Consider the following 23,436-nt stretch of genomic DNA (forward strand, 5'->3'; position numbering starts at 1 on the left):
TAACCGCTCTTGTCGCCGTCGAACGTGGCACACAAAGCGCACTTGTCACCGTCTGTTGTTAGGGTGTAATCCAACTGTAGACGGGTTGAAACCGAGTTGAAACCGTACATAAGTTGACTACAAAGCGTGCTTTAGTTCCTTGATAAAAGCCTGAATTGCCTTACCTGCTGGTGATTGTCTGCCCATTTTTAACTGATTCAGAGTGCGATCGCGGATTGAGTCGATGTCTACAGAAGCGTCTACAGGTGTAAACAGCGTAGCTGGTGATTGCCCAAGAGATGCCGCGTTCTCTCTCAAGCGCTCAACTCCCCCAGGCGCTCATCGACTTCGTGCTTAATTTCGTTGATGCCTGTTGCCAGGTAAGCGGTATTAGCTGCGATCATCTCTTTCAATTGTTCAGAGTTGGCGATCGCGTTTTCTACCTCTTGCCTAACTAACTCCTGTATGTCTACACCTGTAGACGATACTGTAGACGGTTCTATAATCCCTGCCAACATCCCCCTCAGCAATCTTGCAGCTGTTTGACTAGGGGATTTATCCTTTGGAGTTTGGAAGGCTTGCAGTGCCTCTAATTCCTCATCACTGAACCGAAATGAAATTATATTGCTACGCATTTGTAGACTATTTGTAAACACCTATGTCTACATAGTAGGTCAACCATCATTAATTGTCTACAAGTTTGTAGACAATGTTGACAAGCAACGAAGTAGTAGCTTAGACTGTTCGTAGACAGAAAGTAGACGATGGTAGACTTTGGTTTCAGCGAGTAAATCGTAGCGTCGTATCGCCGCCTAGTTCTCCTACCCACACTAGATGGATAAATGATCATCTGTCCCAGAAATAGCGCGATCGCTATTTGTTGCGAAATCTGCTTCAATGATTCCAGATACCTGATGCTTTCAAATCCTGATTTATCCCTCACCTCTGCCGTTGCCGCGCTGCTGCCCTAGCAGGTATTCCCAGATTTGGCGAATTTCAGCTTGGGTTTGTGTCCATCTCACTTGGTCAGCTTCAGCGTTTCGAGTCAAGCGAGTAACGGCATCTGCTAGAGATTCAACTGCTGCTGAGGTGCGAGATTGTTCTTCTCCCAGTCGGTTAAATAGACGTTGGGTTTCAGATACCAGGCTGTCAAAGCGTGAGGCTAGCTGTTGTTGCTGCTGGGCGGTTTGTTGGGCTAACTGGGCAGTTTGTTGGGATAATTCGGCAACTTGATCTAGCCGTGATGCTGTTTGCTCAAGGATGCGCTCGATGCGGTCTAGGCGATCTGGGGTTACTTCACTCATGCTGCCCCCTGGTCTTGGTTGTTGTCTGTGGAGTTTTCCTGATCTGCGCGGTCTAGTCCCTCTTCAATCAGAACTGCCCCAGTTTGACTAACTGACCAGCGTTTAGAATTAGCTAGCTGCTTTAATTTATCATGCACTTCTTTGCTGACAATGACGCTAACAGTGACCTTATCAGACGCTGTGGGCATAAATTTAAGTTTAGGTATTAACTATTCATAATCAATCATAACCTTTCATTGTTTCTCATATAGTTGCTATACTCAACTCAGTTCATAGCTTCTATGAACTGTTCATAACCAATAGTTAGCGCCCTGGCAGCGGTGGTCAGACCGATGCCAGCACGACTTCCATCCTTAACAGCCAAGGAGGCAATAGATTATGTTAGCGTCAGACGCGCCCACTTTGGGCATTTTTCGTCAAGCGTCAAAGTTTTGGCGTTTGCGAGTGAGTAAAGAATTCGACAAGCCCGAATATTACATTGGTCAAACCGTGCTGCACAAGATGAAAGTGAGGCAGGGTGAAATTTTGCATCCAGTGACGGTGATCGGGGTAAGGTGGTCAGGGTTTGACTGGATGTACGCCGTCATATTGCCAGAAGACCATCCACAGTTTCATCCTGAGAATCATGGCTGGGATGAATATGAATATTACCTATGCTTCTGGCGATTGGTAATCGCCAACATGGGAAAATGCCCATTATTTTTTCTCTGATTCATTCAGATTTTTTGGTGATTTTTCTGTACTTAGACGATCACCTTTGGCTGTATTGCTTGCTGTGTCTAGATTGATGGGGTGATCGGGGGGGGTGATCGGGAGGTGATCGGGGGTCTCACCCCTGATCACCTTAGGATCACCTTGACGGATCACCTTCTTAAAAATTATGAAAACCTTACACAGCAAGGATTTTAGTTCGATTGTAAAGCAAGGTGATCAGGTGATCATCGTTTTTTCGCATTTTTTTCTGATTCCAATTCTGTTTTTTTTGCAATTTCAGGCGTACTTAGACGGATCACTTCGTTAGAATTAGTCAAAAATTCCTACTGTGCAAGGCTTTCAGGATTGTAACGAAGGTGATCCGGCAAGGTTATCATAAGGTGATCCACAGGTGATCCATCGTTTTGATACACACTTTCTTTTTGAGTGCTTGATAGCTCTGGGCAAGCCTTTGAGGTATTTTCAGAGGTGATCCACTGAGGGGAGTTGACACACCCCCTGGGGTGTGTCAAACCCTAGCCCTGAAGTTGACACCGTAATCATTCGTGCAGTACCAGTGTCTGTGGACTAAAAAAAACAACCCCTGTTTGAGCCGGAGTTGTTTAACATTTTCAAAACAATGAGAAATTTATATGTCACAAATAGAGCAGTTTAGCAATTTGGTGCAAGATGCACAACGAGATGACGAATACATCAATGCTACCAAGTGGTGTAAGCATTTTGGGTCTCGACTTGATAAGTGGAAGCAGTTGCCAGAAACAAAGGCTAGATCAGAGGATTTGAAAATTACAGAGTCAAATGCTGAACCCTGGATTGTTGAGCGCGTAGGTAAAACTTGGGTAACTTGGGTTCACCCAATCATGGCAGTTCACCTAGCCAGCTACCTCGATCCAGCTTTCGCCAACTATGTAGTCAAGACTTTTATCAGGTATGCCAAGGCTGACCCAACTCTCGCTGCTGATATTGCCTCACGCCAAAACACAGTAGAAGGGCTGGATATCATCAACGAGGCAGTTCAGAAGCAATACAGCCTGATTTTTGCGCGTGATTGGATTTGTGAAATAAGTAAAATTAAGTTTGATTTCTTAGATGAAAACCCTTGGATGAGAGACGAATTATCAGAGTCGAATTTATTGTCTGTTTTAAACAATAAATTTGGATTGCCTTGCAAAGGGCTTGTTGTAATTCATTCGTTAAGAGAAGATTTACTTGAAGACTTTTTGAAAGAGAAATACCCCAACATTTATCAGAGCGCGTATACGTTTGTTGAGTTACGTTCAGGACTGGTCTCATGTATATCAATAGAAAACGAAGGTGCTTTATTTAGCTATTTCTTCCGAGAAATTAATGATTGGGTAAAAGAGAAAGGCGGCACTGATTGTAGCTTTTTGAGGTAGTGCCTGTGGACTACAAAAATGACCCCTGGTCAACGGCTGGGGGTCGTTTTTGTGCGCGACCGCTCACAGATCGTTGCAACGCTTCCCGACTTCCAACTTCCACCAGCTAGCTAATGAAGTTGGAAGTTGAAGTTGGAAGTTGCCGCAACGTGCAGCAGCAAGACCAGCCGCCGCCGATTGCGTACAAAAACGTCGGGCAATCGCGGTAAAGAACTTCATGTAAACCTTAAGGTTTAGCCATTGTTGAGCGGCGATCGCCCGTAGGATAGTCGTCGCTACGGAGTTTTAACCGCTCCGCTCGTAGAACATCCGTGAACAAAACAGTGTTGCGTACTTTGGAAACTTATAGGTTTCCCTATGTTCTGGAAGTGTCACCAATCCTCAACAGTGTTGCGTACTTTGGAAATGTATAACATTTCCCTATGTCCTGGAAGATTAAAGCTTAATACTCACACATTGCAATCGTGTAACTTAAACCGGAACCCTTAAAGGTTCCCTAACAGAAGTAAAGCGAATTGCATTAAACAACAAACCATTTAAGGGTTAAGGCCCAATCGGGAGAGTTAGCGATCGCGCAGCAGTCGTGCAATTGTCATTGAGTAAAACTCTGTCAAGGGTTAAGGGCCGATAGGGAGTGTAAGCGGTCAGTCACTAAAAACAGCGACAATTTCAAACCACGCTAAAACAAGCTAATCCTTTTTCGGCAAGTTAACTTGTCACTGGTTTAATTCTTCCTAAAATTGCAGTGCCAGCAATGGAGTTAGTTTCTTCGACATTAACCCCAAAGAAACCAAGTCCACTGATCATCATCCAGTTCGTGTCGGACAGTATACTTATCGACGGATAATTTACCTGCCGAAAACACGCTGTCAAACAATAAAGATAAAAACCTAATAGGTTTCGCCAGAGAATTCTAAGGATTTTAAAGGCAGTGTAACTAGACCCTACTTGCCACGCACTCATGCTGCATTTAGCCGAGAGTGCAGTAACAAGTTACTGCGTTGCATACGAACGCAGACTGTACAGCAGTTCTCGCCGGCATCAAATTTTTGCAACGGTAGAGCGTGAGTAGCGCGAATCTTACGACCGCACAAGGTCAACCAAGTTTGCGATCGCGAATCTTCACTATCCATTAGGTGCAACCTCTTGTTTTGGCTCATCGGCCTTCCCAGTACTTCCATGCCAATACACTCACGTTTTAAACAAGTGTATAAAGTTTGACAGATAACCTGCAAGCTGTTGCAAAAATTTGCTGGACAACATATGTTATCCGGCTGCGAATTTTGACTTATGCACCAATGTTGCATCTCCAGTTGAGAGTTAAGGTTCGATTCTTAATTCTGTTGGGTATACAGCTAAAACTTCACATCTCTTAAGCCACAATTTGCAAATCAAATTACCATTTCACTAGAGTTTTGGATGTTTAAATCGCAAGCTTTAAGACAAAAACAAGACACACAGAACGCAGACTTGTAAAACCTTTAATATACAAGGCTTACAGGCTTTAGTCTACCGTATACCCTGGCTTGAGTATAATTTCTTCGGCCCCACCAAGATTGCTGAATCTTTACGGGAAATTGCTTCCAAGTTTGACGAGACAATCCAAGCGAATGCTGAGAAGGTTATCGCCAAGTATCAGCCAACAATGGATGCGGTAGTTGCTAAGTACCGCCCCCGCTTGGAAGGTAAGACTGTAGCCATCATGGTTGGTGGTCTGCGTCCTCGCCACGTTGTCCCAGCTTTCCAAGACTTGGGTATGAAGATGATTGGTACAGGTTATGAGTTTGCTCATAATGACGACTACAAACGTACCACTCACTACATCGAAAACGGCACCATCGTTTATGACGACGTTACCGCTTACGAATTTGAGGAATTTATCAAAGCGCTGAAGCCTGACCTCGTAGCTTCTGGTGTGAAAGAGAAGTACGTCTTCCAAAAGATGGGTCTACCTTTCCGTCAAATGCACTCTTGGGATTACTCCGAACCTAGCGATGCCTTCGGCGGGCTACGCGCCAACGCACTTCAACATCATATTAATGCAAGGTTTTTTAGCGGCGGGAGAAAAAAGAGCCTATTTCTAGCCTAAATGCAAGTTGCAGGGTTATTTAGGAACAATCTGTTTTTATGCTTCAGACAGTATAACTCTTATGCAGTCTAGCTTTTAGATTTTACTTGCACTTTGTTCAAAGAAAAGCTGTTATTTAAAAAACTTTTTAAGCTGACATTTTATTAGACTAAATTATAGCTTTAATCTTGCTTAGATCATATTATTACAAAGTGTTTTTGACAACTAAAACAATGGAAAAAAGCTAGTATATTCTTCGTCTATCTCAGAATCGTATTTGTATTCAAGTATGTGCTTGCTCTTACATTGAGGACACTGAACAAAATGCCAGCGATAGTAAGTTCTCTCAATATTGTATTGAACACCTAATAAAACTGGTTGATCTGCATTTTCCTCATTGTAGTAATCATCAGATGTCAAAAATTCCTCATTGAATTGAACGGCATCTGGTGCAGGATTAAGACGTTCAGAAACAATCTGGTTAGTAGCAGGAGTAAAATTTGTTATCAATTTAATCATATTGCCTACTTGACCACATCGCTTACATTTGAAAGAACCTATAGTTACTGGATAACCATATTCATTGCTCTGCTTAAAAATTTCCATTACAAGCTACCTCCTCACTCGACAATAAACTAGGCGATCGCATTAAACCGTCCAATCCTCTATTAACAATCTGGTATTTTGCTGAAATCCCGATGATTGCGTATTAACAAAACTAATTTACGAGATAGTGCGACGCCGAACAGCTCGTCGTAGACATCGCAGTAAAAGAAGTAGACTGTTGTTGCGATCGCACTGAGCCGCATAACGGTGCAATTGAGCGGTTGCAAGTAACAGTCTTGCTGATTGATGGGATGATTTTTGCTGGGCTACGCCCCGCAACTCTTGGAGACGCTTTGCGTAGCTTGCTTCCCCGGAGGGGTACGCTAACACGCAAAGCGCAAATAAGCAAAGAATTTACCTTTAGCTTTGTTCAAAAATCTCAATTTATCCCCCAAATATGCAACGCCCAAGCAACCCGTGCATACACACCAAGCTATCTCGAAAGTCTGCTCCAAAAAAGCATAGCGTTTTCATTGATATTTGCCAAGGAAGTTTAAGCAATCATTCTTGGGCTTCAGTCTGGGAAAGCCAAACCAGTCATCGGGTCACGAATATATAACCCTAGCGTGAGACTACGCATCGCTTCATCCCAAACGGGTATTAGTTGTTCTGCTTGATTTGCCCAATAATCGAATGTAATCAAGCACTGAATATTCGACCCCAAAGCAATGCAAGTCCGCGAAAAAGCTTCCCGTGGTTCTTCCTGAGTGTCAATGAACTTCATCTCTGTCCAGACAATTTTGGCGGTTTGGCGCTTGACGGTAATAATTTCTCCCTTAGCAATGATGTTGCGGCTGTCGTTTTCCAGGACTTTCTTCAAGGTAGATTTTAGCGGAAACTGGCTCCAATCATTGGGTGGCAGAGGATTGAAAGATACTTCCAGACAGCAATCATCGTTGGGGGGTTTTTTATCGAGGAACTTGAAGGATTTTTCTTGTGGCTCAAAAACCCAATCCTGGGGAACATTGAAGCGAACAGCCCCACGATTCGCAACAAATATTTTATAGCCTGATGGAGATTCCCAACGATGGTCAGGCTTTAGTTCAAGTGTTTCTTTAATCCACTGGAGATTGCTTTTCTTACGCTTTGCCATAGTGTTTTTGCCAATCTGCTGAAGAGGGCGTAGGCGTTAGCCCGTCGTAGACATCGCCTAATTTGGGTCGTAAACAATCATCAACTTTGTTAATGTTATCAAATTGCTAGTATTTAGTAGCACTCTTTTATTACTCTTACCAAATAAAAATTAGAAATCTTGATTTTCATTCATCGGCTTTATGAATCTATGGGTAGGTTGGGAAGCCACAGTCAACCCAGCAAGTTAAGGTTCTCCTTCAGCAAGGGACTGGCGTTGAAGGTTTGGGCAACCCCCAAGAAGCGGAGGATTTTACTCAGGATATTTTTTTGACCCAGCAAGCGATCGCTAAGAACCTATTTGGCAATTTTAACGGTAAAACTCAACCTTATGATTAAATTTTCAGCTTTCACCATTAAAATCTTAGCAGCAGTGTTCATGGTTATGGATCATGTGTGCTATTTGCTAATGCCAGACTTTTTAATATTGCACTTTATTGGGCGATTGAGCTTTCCCCTCTTTGCATGGCTTCTGGCTAAAGGCGAAAAACACACCCAAAATGTGTACCGCTATGGAAGCAGGCTATTAATTACAGCAATTATATCTCAGCCAATCTATACTGTTGTTTTCCAAAAGTTCTCATTTAATATTCTCTTCACGCTTCTTCTTGGACTTGTAATGTTGCGCTTAGTAAGGCTTTGTCCGCAATTATGGCAGCAATTAATAATTATTGGATTGTGTGCAGCAGTTTCTGAGGTCTTGGGCTTTGAGTATGGCGGATATGGGATTGGAGTAATTTTATTGATGTCTTTAATAGATAAACTCAATCCCAGAGTATGGTTGCTCTACTGGTGCATCTTGCACTTGATTTTAGTAATTCTATCTATAAATTATATATTTCAAATTTGGGCAATTTTTGCAGGATTCATTGTGCTTCGATTCAATGGTAGGCAAGGTTCACGGTCTAGATGGTTTTATGTGTTCTACCCGGCTCATTTAATAATTTTAGGTGTAATCAATTATTTAACTAGTTCCGTGGGTTTAAGTCCCCCGGTTCAATAAAAATTTTGTTTTGTGTTGGGGTTAAATCCCCATTACAAAACTTAATTACAAATTACGAATTACGAATTACGAATTACGAATTATTTAATCCGGCGATCGCAAAAAATTTGTAATACCAATTCTGTATGAAGATGCGCTAAACCATATTTAAGTACAAGAAAGAAGAAAGAGAAACGAACCGCAAAGGACGCAAAGGACACAAAGAAAGAAAGAAAGAAGTTAAAAGGGTTTGGCGCAGCCTCACAAAGAAATGGTATAAGTTGCATTTTACTAATAAACGAACCCAGGGCTTGCATTAGACAGACTTCACTTTATTTAGCCCAACCTACGGCTAAACATAAATCTGCTACAACCCATACAGTAATTAAAAAAACTAATTTAAGCAATTACCAAATTCTATTTTTATTGGCGAAAAAGTTCAGAAATTAGATATATTTATCTCCAGAGATAGATGCTAGATAGTTAGATATCTTCCTTTAGAAGGATATCTTTTTTTAAATTACTTTTATTAGACCATAAGTTAAAAATAAATGGTAGATATACATTTAATTCAATGATATTCATCAGATAAATATTATAAATCTTAGTCTTTTGTTAATGTTTACCAGCTATGATGTCAGAGTAGTAAATAATAATTCGGATTTAAGTATCTAGGGATAATTGTGTCATCCAGGAAAAATCCCCTAGATTTATCACCCAAGCTGCAAAATGTAGCCGAAAGCAACTACTGAATAGGTCAATCTTTAAGGTAATAACCATGAGTTATACTATCGAATCCGCACGGAATATTTTTTCTAGCACTCAAGTGGCAGATGCTGTTCCAGCCACTACAGCAAAGTTTGCTGAACTCAACATTGACGATCAGTTGGCATTTCTCTGGTATGCCTACGCTGAACTAGGTCGTACAATTACTCCAGCTGCTCCCGGAAAAGCAAATCTCCAATTAATGGAAGGTATATTCAACGACATTAAGCAGATGTCTCATGAAGAACAAACGCAATTGATGAGAGATTTAGCCAGTAATGCTGATACTCCCATCAGCCGTTCTTATGCATACTTTGGTGTCAACGCTAAATTGGGATTCTGGTGGCAGTTAGGAGAGTGGATGAAACAAGGTATCGTCGCTCCTATGCCAGCAGGCTATCAAATGTCAACCCAAGTTAAAGCAGTGCTAGAAGCTGTTCAGAGAATCGATCAGAGTCAGCAAATTACTGTACTACGCAATACTGTAGTAAATATGGGATTTGATCCGTCTCTGGCTGATAAAAAACAGGCAGAAGTCATAAACTTTAAGTTCCCACGTTCATCCCTAAGTCCCCAATTTACTATTGAGGGAGTTACAGAACCAACAGTGCTGAAATACATTGAAGCGATGAATGCAGATAATTTTGAAGCTGCTGTTGCTTTATTTGCTAACAATGGTGCGCTGCAACCACCCTTCCAAAAACCAATTGTTGGTCAAGAAGCAATCACTTCTTATCTACGAGATGAGGGACAAGGGTTAGTGATGAAGCCAACCAAAGGTGTTTCGGAAACTATAGAAGATGGTTATACACAGCATAAAGTTACTGGTACAGTCGAAACTCCTTGGTTTGGAGGTAATGTTGGGATGAACATTGCTTGGCGATTTTTACTCGATCCTCAAGGTCAAATTTACTTCGTGGCTATTGACTTACTGGCTTCTCCCAAAGAACTGCTTAACCTAACTCGCAAGTAAAATTTCTTTGTTTTAATACAAAAGCAATTGCGCTTGTTTAAGATGATGTTTTAAAAAGTTTTTTGCTCTCATAGCTAGCAAATTATTGCATATTAGTACATAGCTAAAACATTAATTTGGCGTTGTACTTAACCCAGGCAGAACTGCTATAACTTTCGGGACTTTTAAAACATCCTCTAAGTGTCATGATAATCATCAAATAAAATCTCAATCAATGCTCGGTTCTAGGTGAACCGAGCTTTAGTTATTGGCTATGAGTCTCCGAAGTTTTGAGCTAATTCCTTTTTTCTAGTAGCTAACCTGATACCCAGCTGCATTTCTGACTTTTCACGTTATGTGGAAAAGTCCACTAAAAACCTAACCCCCTAACCCCCAACCCGTGGCGGGAAGGGGGAAATTCAAAGTCTCTCTCCTAAAAGGAAGAGAGAAATAGAAGTGATACCAATTCTGTATGAAGATGCGCTAAACCATATATAAATACAAAAAAGAAAAAAGAATAAAGAAAAACGAACCGCATAGACGCGGAGCGGCTTCCCGCAGGGTAGGACGCAAAGGACACAAAGAAAGAAAGAAAGAAAGAAAGAAGTTAGAAGGGTTTGGCGCAGCCTCACAAAGAAATGGTATGAGGTTTTCCAGATGCCGTGAAAAGTCAGGCTGCATTTACAGGAGATTTCAACTTGGTGGAGTACACAAACTAAGGTTCAAAGCCAGACATAAAGCCTGTTTTACTTCTGAATTATGAATGATGACTCCTGAATTTTGCTGTAAGCGTCATGCTTTGCGATCGCACTGCCATCACGATAATCATAACTAGTCATTACAGCCCAGAAATATGGATAAAGTCGAATTTAGTAAGTCAAATAGCATTTGGCTTACTCAAAATGCCATTTGACTTACTCATTTTGGTGTTTTCCGCAAGTAAAATCAGCTTTTACTTTCTCAAACCCCAGTTTGCTTTCTCATTTTGGTGTTTTCCGCAAGCAAAATCAGCTTTTACTTTCTCAAACCCCAGTTTGCTTTCTCATTTTGGTGTTTTCCGCAAGCAAAATCAGCTTTTACTTTCTCAAACCCCAGTTTGCTTTCTCATTTAAGTAGTTCGCGCAATCTGCTGTAATTATCCCTATGTAGCAAAAGCCATTGCAGATTTGCCGGAATTCTCTCAGGCTGATCTATACGGAAGTCCTTTAAGGTAAAGAATATTAACCGTACTGGATTCCAAGGTGTAGATCATGGCTCGGAGAAAAAGAACTTCTGTAGTATTAGAAAAAGCAGTGCGTCGTGCGGCTAGTATAAACTCAATTGATCCGAGTTTAGATTTAGGCAATGGACTCACCTTACCTGCCTTCTCAAACCTGATCGAGACGATGCGAACTAAAGAAAATGCCTACAATAGCGCCCTTTCCAGCTTGGATAAGTTGTACCGTGAGATGCTGGAAACAGAAGACGAGTTGGGAGATATGACAGAACACATGCTGATGGCAGTTGGGACTCGATATGGCAAAAGCAGTGTAGAGTATGGCATGGCGGGAGGAGTTCCTAAGAACCAGCCTCGTAAGGGACTACGAGGCGAACCGCCAATTTCTAGTGATGAGCAACCGTCATTTGTTGCCAGTGTAGAAGGCAAGAATGGAAAGAAAACGGTAGCCACAAGTTAAGATGTGCCGTAGTACTCAAAATTTTGTCAAACCCAAATAATTGCGTAGGCGCAGCCCGTCGTAGACATCGCTGTTTTATCAAAATTAGGACTTACGCACTGTACAAATGCGTCGTGATGTGCATTACCTATCTTGAGGAAGTTTTCAGGCTTTTCTTAATTATCCTGCGATCGGAAATAGACCATGCTGTAGGGGCTAAGCTTTTGCTGTGCCCTTACGAAAGATATGGTTTTTAACTTGCTTCATATTTGGTATTTCTTGTCAATGCGTAATATCATGTCCGGATAAATAGTTATGATTCCCACAGTCATTGCACCCCACCCCCAACCCCTAAGAGCTCTTCGGGAGGGGAGACAAAGCATAGCTTTGGCTCTTTGGGGTGATTCGGGTTTAATAAGTAATCAAGCGGACATGATATAAGTCCTAAAAATATTTATACGCTAGGGACTTCCAAATAAAAAAATACCCAATAAATTTACGAAAAAGCTCTCTCTCCTCATTCCTCTGTGTTCTCTGTGTCTGGAGTGGTAGCCGGAGGGCTTGCCCTCCGGGTTCGGGGGTGACGCTCCTAACGTCGCTAACGCTACGCTATCGCAAGACGCTCGTTCGCATGATTGCGTCTCCCCTTGGGAGAAGACTCGCTAACGCTGCGCTAACGACGGGAACCGCCAGACGCTCGCGGACTCGCTAACGCTACGCTATCGCTTTTAGCGTCTCCCCTTGGGAGAAGACTGCGACCCCCTCACCGCTTTGCGTCTACGTTTATTTGGGTAATTTATTTCTTGGAAGTCCCTTAGTAGTCGCGCAGCATAACGCACCCTACAGCTTGACAAAAAAATTTAAACAAAGGTGAGTATGTGGCCATCTTGGGAACTATATAAGTAAATCAGATTAGCATCAGCTTCTAGTTTCCAATGAAAACTCTCTATTTTAGCAAAAGTAAAGCGTTCCCATTACAGATTGTTCTTGTTGTTCCCTTCCTGATCCAAATTTTTGGAGCAGTCAGTTTAGTGGGTTATTTGTCCTTTAAAAATGGGCAAAGAGCAGTTAATGACCTAGCACAGCAGTTGATGGATCGCACCAGCGACGTAGTGGATGAACATTTGAAGTCTTATCTTTCCATTCCGCAAACCCTTAATCAGATTAACGCAGATGCTATCCGCAGGGGAATATTAGATGTGCGCGATCGCAAAACTCTTGGCAAGTATTTCTGGGATCAGATGCACGCGTATGATCTAACTTATATTGGTATCGGACTAACGACGGGTGAGGGGCTGGGAGCCGCTCGTTATGATGGCAAGACGATCACCATTGATGATTGGACTGCCAACCCTCCAAACAATACCTACACCTACGCTACCGATGATCAAGGGAATCGAACTCAGGTAAATGCTCCGTGGACTTGGAACAATTTCAGTGAATCTTGGTACACCAAACCCATTGCCGCTGGGAAACCTATTTGGGGAAAGATTGTGACTGCAAATTTCCCCACTGGCCCGTACATCGTCGCCTCTGCCAGTCGTCCGATCTATAATGCACAAAATCGCTTGCTGGGAATGATTGCTACGGATATTCACCTGCTGAAACTCAGCGATTTTTTACGCAGTTTAGATATCAGTAAGTCTGGGCGGGTGTTCCTTCTGGAGCGCGATGGCACATTAATCGCCAGTTCTGGGAAAGAGAAGCCTTTTACTCTCGTCAATCAGGAGATCCGGCGATTGCGGGCGATTAACAGCTCTGACCCAATGATACAAAACATTGCTAAATACCTCCAAAGCTCCAACGGCTTTGCCTCCATCACCCAAGACACAGATTTTCAGCTTGAGGTGCAAGGAGAACGGCATTTTATTAATGTTGTGCCTTGGCGTGACGAGTATGGTTTAAATTGGCTGATGGTAGTGAGTGTACCAGAAAACACATTCATGGAGCAAATCAACGCCAATACACGTACCACGATCGCACTTTGTTTTGGCGCATTGGTGGTTGCCTCGGTGATGGGCGTGTTTACCTCTCATTGGATTGTACGCCCGATTCTGCGCCTGAATTGGGCAAGCGAGGCAATGGCATCCGGCAATTTAGATCAGACAGTAGAAACTAGCGGCATTCAAGAACTTAATACCCTGTCCAACTCTTTCAACCACATGGCAGGGCAACTGCACGAATCGTTTACTGCCCTAGAGAAAAGCAAGGAAGAACTAGAAGATCGGGTAGAAGAACGCACCAGTGAACTTAAAAATGCATTAGAGGAATTGCAGCGCACTCAATCTCAAGTTATTCAAAGTGAAAAAATGTCTAGTCTCGGACAATTAGTTGCTGGAGTCGCACACGAAATTAATAACCCAGTCAACTTTATTCATGGTAACCTCGACTATGTGCAGGAATATACTCAGGATTTATTAGCACTTGTGCAGTTGTATCAGCAGTATAATTCTAACCCTGCTCCTGAAATTCAAACCGCCATTGAAGACATGGATCTGGAGTTTTTGCAGGGAGACTTGCCAAAAATGCTGTCTTCTATGAAAGTGGGCACCGATCGCATTCGCCAGATTGTATTATCGCTGCGAAACTTCTCCCGCACCGACGAAGCAGAATTTAAAAGTGTTGATATTCATGAGGGCATCGACAGTACCCTGATGATTTTGCAACACCGCCTCAAAGCTAAACCCGAACAACCTGAAATTCAGGTGATCAAAGACTATGGCAATGTGCCTCTAATAGAATGCTACGCCGGACAACTCAATCAGGTGTTTATGAATATTTTAGTGAATGCGATTGATGCGTTAGAAGAAAGCAATGCCTTGCGTACTTATCAGGAGATCGAAGACAATCCTAGTAGAATCAAGATTCGGACATCAGTAGTTAATTCAACCTGGGTAGAAGTGGCGATCGCTGATAACGGAGTCGGAATTTCCAAAGAATTTCAGCAACGAATATTCGATCCCTTTTTCACCACCAAACCCATTGGCAAAGGAACCGGAATGGGTATGTCCATCAGCTACCAAATCGTCACAGAAAAACATGGCGGCAAACTGGAGTGCTTCTCAACTGCTGGAGAAGGAACCGAGTTTATCATTCAAGTTCCTCTCCAGTTATAAGTTTATTAAAAAATATATCTTTATACCAGGTTATTGGTTTAAAAATAAAAAATTTTCTAAGTATTGTTACAGAATACAAAACAAAAACACCACTATACTATACAACTAAGGAGAGATGTAAAACAGTAGTTCTATTTGTTAAAGAACCTATGCAGATAAATCAGGTGATTGAAACCTACGATCAAGGCGCAGTGGATTATGACGCAATTATGAAGCGTTACTGGCACATCGAGCGCAAACCTCTAATTGCTTCTTTGCAGCTGAAGCCAGGACAAACCGTACTAGATGCTGCGGTAGGAACAGGTCTTAATCTTTCAGCCTACCCTGAAGGCGTGCATGTCGTCGGTGTTGATCTTTCTGAGAAGATGATGGATGAAGCACGTAAAAAGCTCGTATCCGCAGACATCACCTTCAAGGTAATGGATATGTGCAATCTTGATTTTCCTGATAATAGCTTTGATGCAGCAGCGTCGGGATTTACCCTCTGTGTTGTTAATGATCCAGTTCTTGCTCTTAAGGAAATTCTACGAGTTACCAAGCCTGGTGCATTTATTGCCATTCTTGATTATTGCAAATCGCAAGATCCAGAGTTTCAGAAATGGCAAGAATTAATATTTGATGCTACTTCACAGCTAGGCTTCCCGACTGGCAAAATCAAGTGGGATGCATTGATGGATTATGACGAATTGATTTATAACAGCAAGCTTCCCATTCAAGTGCTTGTGGACGATCGCACAGAAAATCCAAACCCGTTTTTATGTAGTTGTCAATTACTGCTTAAAAACTCAAAAGCTTAAAGCCAACAGTATCGCAGTCTTGTAATTTTGTTTTGTAGTGAGGACTTTAGTCCTCTCTACGAGACGCTACGCGGTAAGCGCAGCTATGCCCTTCATTGCTTTACAAAATCACAACTGAAGTCCCGACTACGAAAATTTTTAATAGCTTGTAACTATATCATATCATATCATGTTCGCATAATTAGTTATGATTTCCACAGTCATTGCACCCCACCCCTTAATCCCCTCCCCGCAAGCGGGGAGGGGAGACGAAGCGTAGCTTTGGCGGGGTGGGGTTCTTCGGGTTTAATAAGGAATCAAGCGGACATGATATCACAAGTTATTTTTAAACAGTTCTAGAACATGTTGCCAAGCATCAGGAGCCGCTTCTGGGTTATAACTTGGGTGCTGGGCTAAGAATGGGTACTTATCTTTGAAAAATCCGGCAAAGAATCCATGTCCTGCATCGTATCGAAATATACGATGATTTATTTGATGTTTCTTTAATTCTGCCTCAATTTGCTCGTTTTCTTCCTGGGAAACTAATGTATCTCTTGTACCAAAAAATGCATAGATAGTACCTTTAATTTCTGAAGTACGATTAATGGTTGGAGTCTCTTCACCATAACTAGAAGTGGTAATTCCACCACCATAGAATGAAGCTGTCGCTTTGATATCGGGTAAAGTTGCAGCCATATAAGCAACATGACCGCCAAAACAGAAACCAATGACACCAATTGCATTATTTTTGACATTGGGTAAAGTTTTTAGGTAAGCGATCGCAGCTTGAATATCGCTGAATATCTCTTGATACTTTACTTGTTGATAGTATTCCAAGCCCAGCCGATAGCTTTCTGGGCTATAGCCAACATCTTCTGAGCTAAAGTCAGCCTCAAAACCGGGAGCAACACGTTGATACATCGCCGGGGCTATTGCTACGTATCCTTGTTTAGCGATTAATTCCGTAATATCTCGAATATTACGATTGATTCCAAAAATTTCTGGAAAAACTATAACTGCGCCAAAGGTTCCGTTTTGTGCTGGTTGAGCTAAGTAAGCATCGATTTCTAAGTCATCGTTGGGTACTTTGACATTGGAGGTGTTAATTTCGATGTTTGTTGTTTCTAGCATCTTTGTTTCGGCTGATTTTATACCAACTCATTTATTTTGACTGGTTTTCGACCTGACTTTTCATGGCATCTGGAAAACCTCACTTCTATTTCTCTCTTCCTTTAAGGAGAGAGACTTTGAATTTCCCCCTTCCCGCATCGGGTTGGGGGTTAGGGGGTTAGGTTTTTAGTGGACTTTTCCACATAACCTGAAAAGTCAGGTTTTCGACACAGACGGACGGAAACATCAGCAGTATTGCTCTCCTCAATAAAGGGAAATCGCTTACCTTCAACCATGACTTTACATCTGTGAGCAGATCAGATAAATTTCTAACTTTTGAATAGGTGGTATTTCAAACTTCTGGATGATGCTAGGGGTTTTTGATTTGTGCGACCTTACATAAAGTAAGCATAAAGACTCAAAATTAATAACCAGAAGAAAAAACAATGCCCGATGAAAGTTTTAGAACAAATATTCCAGAAATTGACCCAACGGAAATTGAAGATACTCGAACTGCGATCGCCGACGAACATCGCTCGTTCTTAGAAAAAGTCCAGGTCAGAGCCGGATTTGCAGACCCCTATGATGCAAGAGACTTTACCGAAGTTGTGTTTCGCGTTATGCGCGACTTAATGACCACAGAAGCCAGCGATCGCGTCGAGGCGGAACTGCATACAGAGGCTATACCTACGGATGAAAAAGCACTCCAGTTTGAAGTGTCCGATCTCTGGAAAGACACCAATCCAATTGTGGGATTTTTGAGCCGTGTTCGTCCACCCTGGCAAGGCCCAGGCATCTTCAAGATCGATTCCGATCGCTTCTTGTTCAGAGTTGCTAATGAAAGCGGAATGCCGCGATCGGTCGAGCGAGAGCAAGCGGTTAAAGCAGTGTTTTCTGCCACCAAAGACGAACTTTCCGAAGAACGGATTCAGGAAATTGCTAGCTGGCTACCTGACTATGTACGTCAGCTTTGGGAGCAAGCTTAATTAGAAGGCTAAAAAAAGTCAAGCCTGTTTGTGAGTAATGATCACAAACAGGCTTTTTAAATAGTTTACCCTACAGCAAACTCTGTATACTGCCGTACATGAGGTGCATAGATACTTATCACAATATCTTGCTTAGGCACTCCCTCGCTCACGAGTTGATCTGCGATGTCTAGGACGGGCTACGCCGAAGCATCCTCCGTGCCGTCTGCACCCAAATTTTCCCGTTAAAAGAAATAAATTACCCAAATAAACGTAGACGCAAAGCGGTGAAGCAGCGCGGTCTTGGGGGTTTCCCCCATCTTGGACTGCACCAAGCCGGAGGGCTTGCCGAAGGCTACCACTCCAGACACAGAGGAATAAGGAGGAGAGAGTTTTTTTGCCAGTTTTTTGGTTTTTTTTATTTGGAAGTCCCTTACGGCTGTGGACACACATCAAATACCAGTTGTGAACGATAGAAACACACATCAAACTCCAAAAAGAAGTTCATACGTCCTAGCAACAAAGGTACATCATTAGACAAACTCCACGCAAAAACTAAGCGAACAGGCTCAAATGATCCAATCTGAGCAGATACAAGCAAACCTCTTGCTTCAACGGGAGCCAAATTACCAGCCAACATTACAGAAATCGTCTGTTCTTCCCAAATTGCGCCTAGTTGGACACCAATACTGTATGGCAGAACGCTGACGCTTGCTCCAGTATCTAACAAGCCTGAAACGTCTACTGATGAGTTACGATAGGTTAATATTAATGGTAGCTTTGGCAGCGCATCGGGAACACCAAATGTATCGTATCCCTCTGTAAAGGAAAATCTTTGAGGATTAACCATTGTGCATTTACTCGTCCGACTCTAGCAGTTGAGAAAGTTGATGTGCAGCTGCGTGGGAATTAAGTGGCGACCAAATAGGATAAGTTGCTCCTTGCTCTAATGATGGCTCTTCATCCCTAGATAATTCTGAAACTAGAAACTGCATCACTTTCAGTTTGTCTGCACGAGTTAAATTTCGCAAGGTAGGAAATAGCTCTAGGAGGTTCATAATTGTCATACTGGAGATGAATCAACATTTCTATCTTTCCACAAATTACCAGTTGTTGACCAAGTTTATGTGCGACTGCATAGGAATTAAGTGGCTTTGAGATAGCGGTGCATTGCGCTTTACGACAATGCACCCTACATTAGGGATGCGATCGCACTCAATAAGCAATTAGCTGAGTTTGAAATCTTGGAATTTGTAATCATCTAACCTAAGTAAATGACCGTTAGAGCAAACAAATCTAAACTTTTGCCCCATCATTTCTTTAATAACTACTCCTTGTCCATAACTGGCTAAGTTGATGTGCAGTTTGATAGTCTTTTTGGAAATCAGTTTTGAACTGATTGCCTGTTCCTGTCGCATCTGTAATGTTAATACTTCCACTGGGCAATCGCCCAGTGGTCGATTAACATTTAAGAATGCTTTTCTAACAACTTTTGAAACAAACTATCAGATGCCCAAAAAGATGTGTTTTTAAGATTTTGGATAGTAACAGGTAAATTGATGAGCTTCATGGTTGTTGCCTCATCCAAAATTCCCAGGATACCTGTGATAACCAAATTTCTATCTTTGGCAATGCGTCTTGCTTTCATGTCGTCTAATATAAGTAAGTCTGCATTGAGTTCCTGGGCTAGCAGTATAGCTTCAGATTCATCGGTATCGAGCAAATTTGCGTAGGCGTAGCCCGTCGTAGACATCGCATCCGCAGTTTGACTAACGGGTTGAATTTTTAGCCAGTTGGGTGATGCTACAATCCAGGTTTGGACAGGTGGTGGAGCAAGTCTATCAGAGAACTCAGTATAAACTGCTTGAGGAATGATAATTTGCTAAAATAGTTCTGATAGGAGGTTGATTTTGGTATGATTTATCAGTTAATTTAACTTTGTTTATAAACCATTTCCATTTTCAATTTCTCAATCTCCAATCTCAACTTATCATTCTCCACCCTCAACTTTGCATTCTCCTCTCTAATCAACTCAACTTCATTCCTCTTACTTAACGCCTGATTAATCGCCAACTTCCGCATATCTAACGAGAACCAACGCTGATAAGTTTGCGTGTGAACCTGCACACTATGCCCCAAATTATCAGCCGCAGCTTTAATTGGTACTCCTAAAATATGCGCCCGAATTGCCCAACCGTGACGTAAATCATAAGGTTTAAAATCCAATCCTATCTTGCGAAACCACCAACTAATGCGCTGTGTTAACGCTGTTATCTCAGCATGATTAGTGTTATCTTTTTTAGCGATCGCACTCCTTAACATTTCTAAATATTTAGGATTTCTCAAATCAAAATCCTCAATCCATTGCATATATAATGGTAATGCTTGTCTCTCACCAGTTTTACAATCCTTATGAACTTTCCATGTCAAATCTGTATTTTCTTGACTCAACCACCAATCAATATCAGGATTAATAAAAAGTTCTCGTGGACGTAAACCAAAAACTGCTAACATTCCATACGTCCAGCGCCAAAGTTGCCAGCTATCTTGAACATTTTGATTAACTTGATTACCTCTGGTATTTTGATAATATTCAAACTTAATAATTCCCTCCAATATTTCCGTATCGGTCGGTATATTTCGGAAATTATTCTCAGGCATTTTTGAATATTTAGATAAATCGATTTCGATTTTGAATGTCACACAAAATGCAGCGATCGCTCTAGCTGCATTATACTTAGCCCATTCTTTATCGATTTGTTCTATTGAATTTATCAAGTTCTCAGCAGTAGCTAAATCTTGGATATTCGTAAATCTCTTGGTTCGGGAAAAATAATAAAAAAAAGTATGTTCGCTTTTGGTTGTGCGTTTATGAGTTTTAAAATACTCAGTTTCAAATTCTTCGAGTAATTCTCCTATAGTTTTAAAATCTTTTCTAATTGCCTCATTTCCTAAATATTTATCATTCCATTCAAAAGTTTTACGAGCGATTAACTTGCCTAACTCATAAGCTTCTTCCTCAGCCGTCTTGAGTCCATCTAAGTTAGAGGGAATATTCAAACTGATATTGTATTGCTTTCTCCCAGTTCCATTACTGTCCTTGTCTCCCGGTTTAATTGGTAACGTCGCCCGTAATTGCAGACTTCCATTTGATTCTCTAATTGTCACCTTTGCCTTTGCAGACTTCAAACGCAGATTAACTTTCTCTAATTCTAGTAGTACTTTCGTTCTCATGTATTCTTTTTGCTGCTATGATTGCAGACTTGAGCCGAAATAATTACTAATTCGTAATACTCGCCAAAGGCGAGAAGCAAGCTACGTAATTCGTAATTAAGAGCCATAATTACGAATTACGAATTATCAATTACGAATTATCTTTTAGCCTATATTTAGCCTAAAAATAAATGTGTTCTCAGCGAACAATGTTTAGCACAGACACTGTTTACTGCAAACATTAGGCTGTTGAAAAGAATTAAACCACAAAAAGGATTACTCCGGCCCTTATCACGGTTATGACGGCTTTGCCATCTTCGCACGCGACATGGACTTGGCACTCAACAGCCCAACCTGGGGATTAATTGGCGCTCCTTGGAATGAAAAAGCTCAGGCTAAGAAGGCTGAAGCTAAGGCTACGGCTGCCGTCTAGGGAAATGGGAGAGTGAGATAAGTAAGGATAACCTGGGGCTAAAACCCCAGGAGGGAGTTGGGAATCCAAAATTCAAAATTAAAAGATTAAAAATTAATTTTGATTTTTGCATTTTGAATTTTGAATCATATTCCCACTCCCTTCTAGAGACGCGATTAATCGCGTCTGTACCGGATTAATCGGGTCTCTACTCCCCACTCCCACCTCAATCAGTAAAGAATTCAGTAACCTTGGAGATCCAGAAATGCCTCAGAATCCAGAAAAAATTCAAGATCACGTCGAGTTATTCCACCAACCAGAGTACCAACAGCTATTTGAAAACAAAAAGCAGTTTGAAAACGGTCACGAAGCCGAAGAAGTACAACGGGTTGCAGAGTGGACGAAGGGTTGGGATTATCGTGAAAAGAACTTCGCTCGTGAAGCTTTAACCGTTAACCCTGCTAAAGGTTGTCAACCACTAGGAGCAATCTTTGCTGCTGTTGGTTTTGAAGGTACTCTACCTTTTGTTCAAGGTTCTCAAGGTTGCGTTGCTTACTTCCGCACCCACTTAACCCGTCACTACAAAGAACCATTCTCTGGTGTATCTTCTTCAATGACTGAAGATGCAGCCGTGTTTGGTGGTCTGCAAAACATGATTGACGGCTTGGCGAACTCTTACCAACTCTACAAGCCTAAGATGATCGCTGTCTGCACCACCTGTATGGCAGAAGTAATTGGTGATGACTTACAAGCCTTCATCAACAACTCTAAGCAAGCTGGTTCAGTTCCTCAAGATTTCCCAGTACCCTACGCTCACACCCCTAGCTTTGTCGGTTCCCACATCACTGGTTACGACAACATGATGAAGGGAATTCTTTCTAACCTGACCGCAGGTCATAAGAAAGAAACCAGCAATGGTAAAATCAACTTCATCCCAGGTTTTGACACCTACGTAGGCAACAACCGCGAAATCAAGCGGATTGCTTCTTTGTTCGGCTTTGACTACACAATTCTAGCCGACAACAGCGACTACTTGGATTCACCCAACACAGGTGAATTCGATATGTACCCAGGTGGAACAAAGCTAGAAGATGCAGCAGATTCAATCAATGCTAAAGCGACAATTGCTCTGCAAGCACACTCTACACCCAAAACCCGCGAGTACATCGAAAAAGAATGGCAGCAACCAACCTCAGTTTCCCGTCCTTGGGGCATTAAGGGTACTGATGAGTTCTTGATGAAACTCAGCGAATTGAGTGGTATCCCCATTCCTCAAGAATTGGAAATCGAACGCGGTCGTGCAGTTGATGCCATGACTGATTCCCACTCATGGATTCACGGCAAGCGCTTCGCTATCTACGGCGAACCAGATTTAGTATACAGCGTTGTTGGCTTTATGCTAGAAATGGGTGCTGAACCTGTGCATATCTTGGTTCACAACAGCAACGAAGTATTTGAAGCAGAAATCAAAGAATTGCTTGCTTCTAGCCCCTTCGGTCAACATGCAACTGTTTGGCCTGGTAAAGACTTGTGGCACATGCGTTCTTTGTTGTTCACCGAACCAGTAGATTTCCTTGTTGGTAACACCTACGGTAAGTACCTGTGGCGCGACACCAAGATTCCCCTCGTGAGAATCGGCTACCCCATCATGGATCGCCACCACTTACACCGCTACGCCACCATTGGTTATCAAGGTGTGATCAACCTTCTCAACTGGACTGTAAATACCCTGTTTGAAGAAATCGATCGCAACACCAACATTCCTTCTAAGACAGATATTTCCTACGACTTGATTCGTTAGAAATTGCGTAGAAACACAACGTGTTAATTAAAGGCAGGAAATAATTCGTAATTCGTAATTCGTAATTCGTAATTATGAATTATTTCCTCCTTTTTCTTTCTAGCATTTACCCAAGGTATATATAGATGAAAACCATCAATCACACTCACGAACATACTCACACTCATCCTAATTACCATCCACCTAACCAGAAAAAACTAGGGTGGTTCAACAATCTTCTTAATCCGTTGCGCCGTGTAGTGGATGGAATTCAGGTTAAAAATAATCGCATCGCTCATCTAATTTGCCAAACAATTCCTTGTTGTTGTCCCTTTGAGCGACAAATTAAATTATTTGGGAAGTCTATTGATATCCCACCACTATGTAAACTCAATCCTTTATATGACGAATTCGTAGGATTGCGTTTCCGCGCTCTATCTTACCTCACGGATGTATGTGGAGAGGATGTCACAAAATACATTTGTTAGTTATTGGTCATTAGTCATTGGTC

25 protein-coding genes and 3 pseudogenes are annotated in these 23,436 nt (G+C 41.9%); 13 read left to right on the top strand and 15 right to left on the bottom strand.

From position 1 onward, the window contains the following. Positions 1–117: 117 nt before the first annotated feature. The 4 genes from LC586_RS07815 to LC586_RS07830 all read right to left on the bottom strand — a co-directional run bounded on the left by LC586_RS07815 (position 118) and on the right by LC586_RS07830 (position 1,471). The gene (locus LC586_RS07815; protein ID WP_229484010.1) at positions 118–297 is read right to left on the bottom strand and encodes a hypothetical protein; all 180 of its coding nucleotides are present in this window, start codon (positions 295–297) and stop codon (positions 118–120) included. Next, positions 294–614 carry a hypothetical protein gene (locus tag LC586_RS07820; protein WP_229484011.1) on the bottom strand — a complete coding sequence of 107 codons (321 nt, stop codon included), beginning with the start codon at positions 612–614 and terminating at the stop codon, positions 294–296. Before LC586_RS07820 ends, LC586_RS07815 begins: the two co-directional genes overlap by 4 nt. A gap of 297 nt (positions 615–911) precedes the next feature. Continuing rightward, a complete protein-coding gene (locus tag LC586_RS07825; protein WP_229484012.1) occupies positions 912–1,283 on the bottom strand; it encodes a hypothetical protein in 372 nt (123 codons plus the stop codon). Beyond that, positions 1,280–1,471 carry a hypothetical protein gene (locus LC586_RS07830; protein ID WP_229484013.1) on the bottom strand — a complete coding sequence of 64 codons (192 nt, stop codon included), beginning with the start codon at positions 1,469–1,471 and terminating at the stop codon, positions 1,280–1,282. Before LC586_RS07830 ends, LC586_RS07825 begins: the two co-directional genes overlap by 4 nt. A gap of 190 nt (positions 1,472–1,661) precedes the next feature. Here LC586_RS07830 and LC586_RS07835 point away from each other — a divergent pair, with 190 nt between their 5' ends. Then, entirely contained in the window at positions 1,662–1,994 is a 333-nt protein-coding gene (locus LC586_RS07835) for a hypothetical protein (RefSeq protein WP_229484014.1), read from the top strand. Between the two features lie 635 nt (positions 1,995–2,629). Continuing rightward, a complete protein-coding gene (locus LC586_RS07840) occupies positions 2,630–3,394 on the top strand; it encodes a KilA-N domain-containing protein (protein WP_229484015.1) in 765 nt (254 codons plus the stop codon). A gap of 63 nt (positions 3,395–3,457) precedes the next feature. Here LC586_RS07840 and LC586_RS07845 read toward each other — a convergent pair whose 3' ends face one another. Beyond that, positions 3,458–3,613: a hypothetical protein gene (locus tag LC586_RS07845; protein WP_229484016.1), complete on the bottom strand. Its 156-nt coding sequence runs from the start codon at positions 3,611–3,613 to the stop codon at positions 3,458–3,460. A gap of 740 nt (positions 3,614–4,353) precedes the next feature. Next, a complete protein-coding gene (locus LC586_RS07850) occupies positions 4,354–4,527 on the bottom strand; it encodes a hypothetical protein (protein WP_229484017.1) in 174 nt (57 codons plus the stop codon). A gap of 377 nt (positions 4,528–4,904) precedes the next feature. On the opposite strand from LC586_RS07850, the pseudogene LC586_RS07855 reads away from it, so the two are divergent. Further along, positions 4,905–5,483: pseudogene (locus tag LC586_RS07855) on the top strand (nitrogenase component 1); the annotation flags it as partial. Between the two features lie 204 nt (positions 5,484–5,687). Here LC586_RS07855 and LC586_RS07860 read toward each other — a convergent pair. Beyond that, on the bottom strand, positions 5,688–6,068 hold the full coding sequence (locus LC586_RS07860) for a hypothetical protein (protein ID WP_229484018.1): 381 nt from the start codon (positions 6,066–6,068) through the stop codon (positions 5,688–5,690). A 221-nt stretch (positions 6,069–6,289) separates the two neighbouring features. Here LC586_RS07860 and LC586_RS07865 point away from each other — a divergent pair, with 221 nt between their 5' ends. Next, positions 6,290–6,565 (top strand): hypothetical protein, encoded by a 276-nt coding sequence (locus LC586_RS07865; protein ID WP_229484019.1) that lies wholly within the window; start codon positions 6,290–6,292, stop codon positions 6,563–6,565. Between the two features lie 17 nt (positions 6,566–6,582). Here LC586_RS07865 and LC586_RS07870 read toward each other — a convergent pair whose 3' ends face one another. After that, positions 6,583–7,161: an Alr1449 family protein gene (locus tag LC586_RS07870; protein WP_229484020.1), complete on the bottom strand. Its 579-nt coding sequence runs from the start codon at positions 7,159–7,161 to the stop codon at positions 6,583–6,585. Positions 7,162–7,530: 369 nt separating this feature from the next. Between LC586_RS07870 and LC586_RS07875 the strand changes: the two genes are divergently transcribed. The 5 genes from LC586_RS07875 to LC586_RS07895 all read left to right on the top strand — a co-directional run bounded on the left by LC586_RS07875 (position 7,531) and on the right by LC586_RS07895 (position 15,466). After that, a complete protein-coding gene (locus tag LC586_RS07875; protein ID WP_229484021.1) occupies positions 7,531–8,202 on the top strand; it encodes a TraX family protein in 672 nt (223 codons plus the stop codon). Between the two features lie 757 nt (positions 8,203–8,959). After that, positions 8,960–9,919, top strand: coding sequence for an orange carotenoid protein N-terminal domain-containing protein (locus LC586_RS07880; protein WP_229484022.1), 960 nt, complete (start codon positions 8,960–8,962; stop codon positions 9,917–9,919). 1,229 nt (positions 9,920–11,148) lie between these two features. Further along, positions 11,149–11,574 carry a hypothetical protein gene (locus LC586_RS07885; protein WP_229484023.1) on the top strand — a complete coding sequence of 142 codons (426 nt, stop codon included), beginning with the start codon at positions 11,149–11,151 and terminating at the stop codon, positions 11,572–11,574. Positions 11,575–12,488: 914 nt separating this feature from the next. Next, complete coding sequence (locus LC586_RS07890; RefSeq protein WP_229484024.1) at positions 12,489–14,669, top strand: sensor histidine kinase; 2,181 nt, start codon at positions 12,489–12,491, stop codon at positions 14,667–14,669. A 149-nt stretch (positions 14,670–14,818) separates the two neighbouring features. Then, on the top strand, positions 14,819–15,466 hold the full coding sequence (locus tag LC586_RS07895; RefSeq protein WP_229484025.1) for a class I SAM-dependent methyltransferase: 648 nt from the start codon (positions 14,819–14,821) through the stop codon (positions 15,464–15,466). A 312-nt stretch (positions 15,467–15,778) separates the two neighbouring features. On the opposite strand, the gene LC586_RS07900 is transcribed toward LC586_RS07895, so the two are convergent. Then, entirely contained in the window at positions 15,779–16,576 is a 798-nt protein-coding gene (locus LC586_RS07900) for a dienelactone hydrolase family protein (protein ID WP_229484026.1), read from the bottom strand. A gap of 425 nt (positions 16,577–17,001) precedes the next feature. Between LC586_RS07900 and LC586_RS07905 the strand changes: the two genes are divergently transcribed. Then, entirely contained in the window at positions 17,002–17,541 is a 540-nt protein-coding gene (locus LC586_RS07905) for a DUF2267 domain-containing protein (protein ID WP_229484027.1), read from the top strand. A gap of 65 nt (positions 17,542–17,606) precedes the next feature. Here LC586_RS07905 and LC586_RS41845 read toward each other — a convergent pair whose 3' ends face one another. The 6 genes and pseudogenes from LC586_RS41845 to LC586_RS07930 all read right to left on the bottom strand — a co-directional run. Continuing rightward, positions 17,607–17,708: an element excision factor XisI family protein gene (locus LC586_RS41845; RefSeq protein WP_438822881.1), complete on the bottom strand. Its 102-nt coding sequence runs from the start codon at positions 17,706–17,708 to the stop codon at positions 17,607–17,609. A gap of 245 nt (positions 17,709–17,953) precedes the next feature. Further along, positions 17,954–18,370 carry an aspartyl protease family protein gene (locus tag LC586_RS07910; protein WP_229484028.1) on the bottom strand — a complete coding sequence of 139 codons (417 nt, stop codon included), beginning with the start codon at positions 18,368–18,370 and terminating at the stop codon, positions 17,954–17,956. Between the two features lie 7 nt (positions 18,371–18,377). After that, entirely contained in the window at positions 18,378–18,578 is a 201-nt protein-coding gene (locus LC586_RS07915) for a hypothetical protein (protein ID WP_229484029.1), read from the bottom strand. A gap of 168 nt (positions 18,579–18,746) precedes the next feature. Next, entirely contained in the window at positions 18,747–18,959 is a 213-nt protein-coding gene (locus LC586_RS07920) for a hypothetical protein (RefSeq protein ID WP_229484030.1), read from the bottom strand. Between the two features lie 29 nt (positions 18,960–18,988). Then, entirely contained in the window at positions 18,989–19,399 is a 411-nt protein-coding gene (locus LC586_RS07925; RefSeq protein ID WP_498072176.1) for a PIN domain-containing protein, read from the bottom strand. A 53-nt stretch (positions 19,400–19,452) separates the two neighbouring features. Next, positions 19,453–20,799: pseudogene (locus tag LC586_RS07930) on the bottom strand (site-specific integrase); the annotation flags it as partial. 199 nt (positions 20,800–20,998) lie between these two features. Here LC586_RS07930 and LC586_RS42560 point away from each other — a divergent pair. The 3 genes and pseudogenes from LC586_RS42560 to LC586_RS07940 form a co-directional block, all read left to right on the top strand. Next, positions 20,999–21,166 (top strand): annotated as a pseudogene (locus LC586_RS42560) (nitrogenase molybdenum-iron protein alpha chain); the annotation flags it as partial. Between the two features lie 244 nt (positions 21,167–21,410). Beyond that, positions 21,411–22,946, top strand: a complete 1,536-nt coding sequence (nifK, locus tag LC586_RS07935; protein WP_229484033.1) for a nitrogenase molybdenum-iron protein subunit beta — start codon at positions 21,411–21,413, stop codon at positions 22,944–22,946. 125 nt (positions 22,947–23,071) lie between these two features. Beyond that, positions 23,072–23,413 carry a Mo-dependent nitrogenase C-terminal domain-containing protein gene (locus LC586_RS07940; RefSeq protein WP_229484034.1) on the top strand — a complete coding sequence of 114 codons (342 nt, stop codon included), beginning with the start codon at positions 23,072–23,074 and terminating at the stop codon, positions 23,411–23,413. The last annotated feature ends 23 nt before the right edge of the window (positions 23,414–23,436 follow it).

This window comes from Nostoc favosum CHAB5714, assembly GCF_020829495.1.
GTDB classification, from domain to species: domain Bacteria; phylum Cyanobacteriota; class Cyanobacteriia; order Cyanobacteriales; family Nostocaceae; genus Nostoc; species Nostoc favosum.

Coding starts and splice junctions, on each gene's coding strand:
- LC586_RS07820 (WP_229484011.1), bottom strand. CDS start 614: ATGCGTAGCAATATAATTTCATTTCGGTTCAGTGATGAGGAATTAGAG.
- LC586_RS07825 (WP_229484012.1), bottom strand. CDS start 1,283: ATGAGTGAAGTAACCCCAGATCGCCTAGACCGCATCGAGCGCATCCTT.
- LC586_RS07830 (WP_229484013.1), bottom strand. CDS start 1,471: ATGCCCACAGCGTCTGATAAGGTCACTGTTAGCGTCATTGTCAGCAAA.
- LC586_RS07835 (WP_229484014.1), top strand. CDS start 1,662: ATGTTAGCGTCAGACGCGCCCACTTTGGGCATTTTTCGTCAAGCGTCA.
- LC586_RS07840 (WP_229484015.1), top strand. CDS start 2,630: ATGTCACAAATAGAGCAGTTTAGCAATTTGGTGCAAGATGCACAACGA.
- LC586_RS07845 (WP_229484016.1), bottom strand. CDS start 3,613: ATGAAGTTCTTTACCGCGATTGCCCGACGTTTTTGTACGCAATCGGCG.
- LC586_RS07850 (WP_229484017.1), bottom strand. CDS start 4,527: ATGGATAGTGAAGATTCGCGATCGCAAACTTGGTTGACCTTGTGCGGT.
- LC586_RS07860 (WP_229484018.1), bottom strand. CDS start 6,068: ATGGAAATTTTTAAGCAGAGCAATGAATATGGTTATCCAGTAACTATA.
- LC586_RS07870 (WP_229484020.1), bottom strand. CDS start 7,161: ATGGCAAAGCGTAAGAAAAGCAATCTCCAGTGGATTAAAGAAACACTT.
- LC586_RS07875 (WP_229484021.1), top strand. CDS start 7,531: ATGATTAAATTTTCAGCTTTCACCATTAAAATCTTAGCAGCAGTGTTC.
- LC586_RS07880 (WP_229484022.1), top strand. CDS start 8,960: ATGAGTTATACTATCGAATCCGCACGGAATATTTTTTCTAGCACTCAA.
- LC586_RS07885 (WP_229484023.1), top strand. CDS start 11,149: ATGGCTCGGAGAAAAAGAACTTCTGTAGTATTAGAAAAAGCAGTGCGT.
- LC586_RS07890 (WP_229484024.1), top strand. CDS start 12,489: ATGAAAACTCTCTATTTTAGCAAAAGTAAAGCGTTCCCATTACAGATT.
- LC586_RS07895 (WP_229484025.1), top strand. CDS start 14,819: ATGCAGATAAATCAGGTGATTGAAACCTACGATCAAGGCGCAGTGGAT.
- LC586_RS07900 (WP_229484026.1), bottom strand. CDS start 16,576: ATGCTAGAAACAACAAACATCGAAATTAACACCTCCAATGTCAAAGTA.
- LC586_RS07905 (WP_229484027.1), top strand. CDS start 17,002: ATGCCCGATGAAAGTTTTAGAACAAATATTCCAGAAATTGACCCAACG.
- LC586_RS07910 (WP_229484028.1), bottom strand. CDS start 18,370: ATGGTTAATCCTCAAAGATTTTCCTTTACAGAGGGATACGATACATTT.
- LC586_RS07915 (WP_229484029.1), bottom strand. CDS start 18,578: ATGAACCTCCTAGAGCTATTTCCTACCTTGCGAAATTTAACTCGTGCA.
- nifK (WP_229484033.1), top strand. CDS start 21,411: ATGCCTCAGAATCCAGAAAAAATTCAAGATCACGTCGAGTTATTCCAC.
- LC586_RS07940 (WP_229484034.1), top strand. CDS start 23,072: ATGAAAACCATCAATCACACTCACGAACATACTCACACTCATCCTAAT.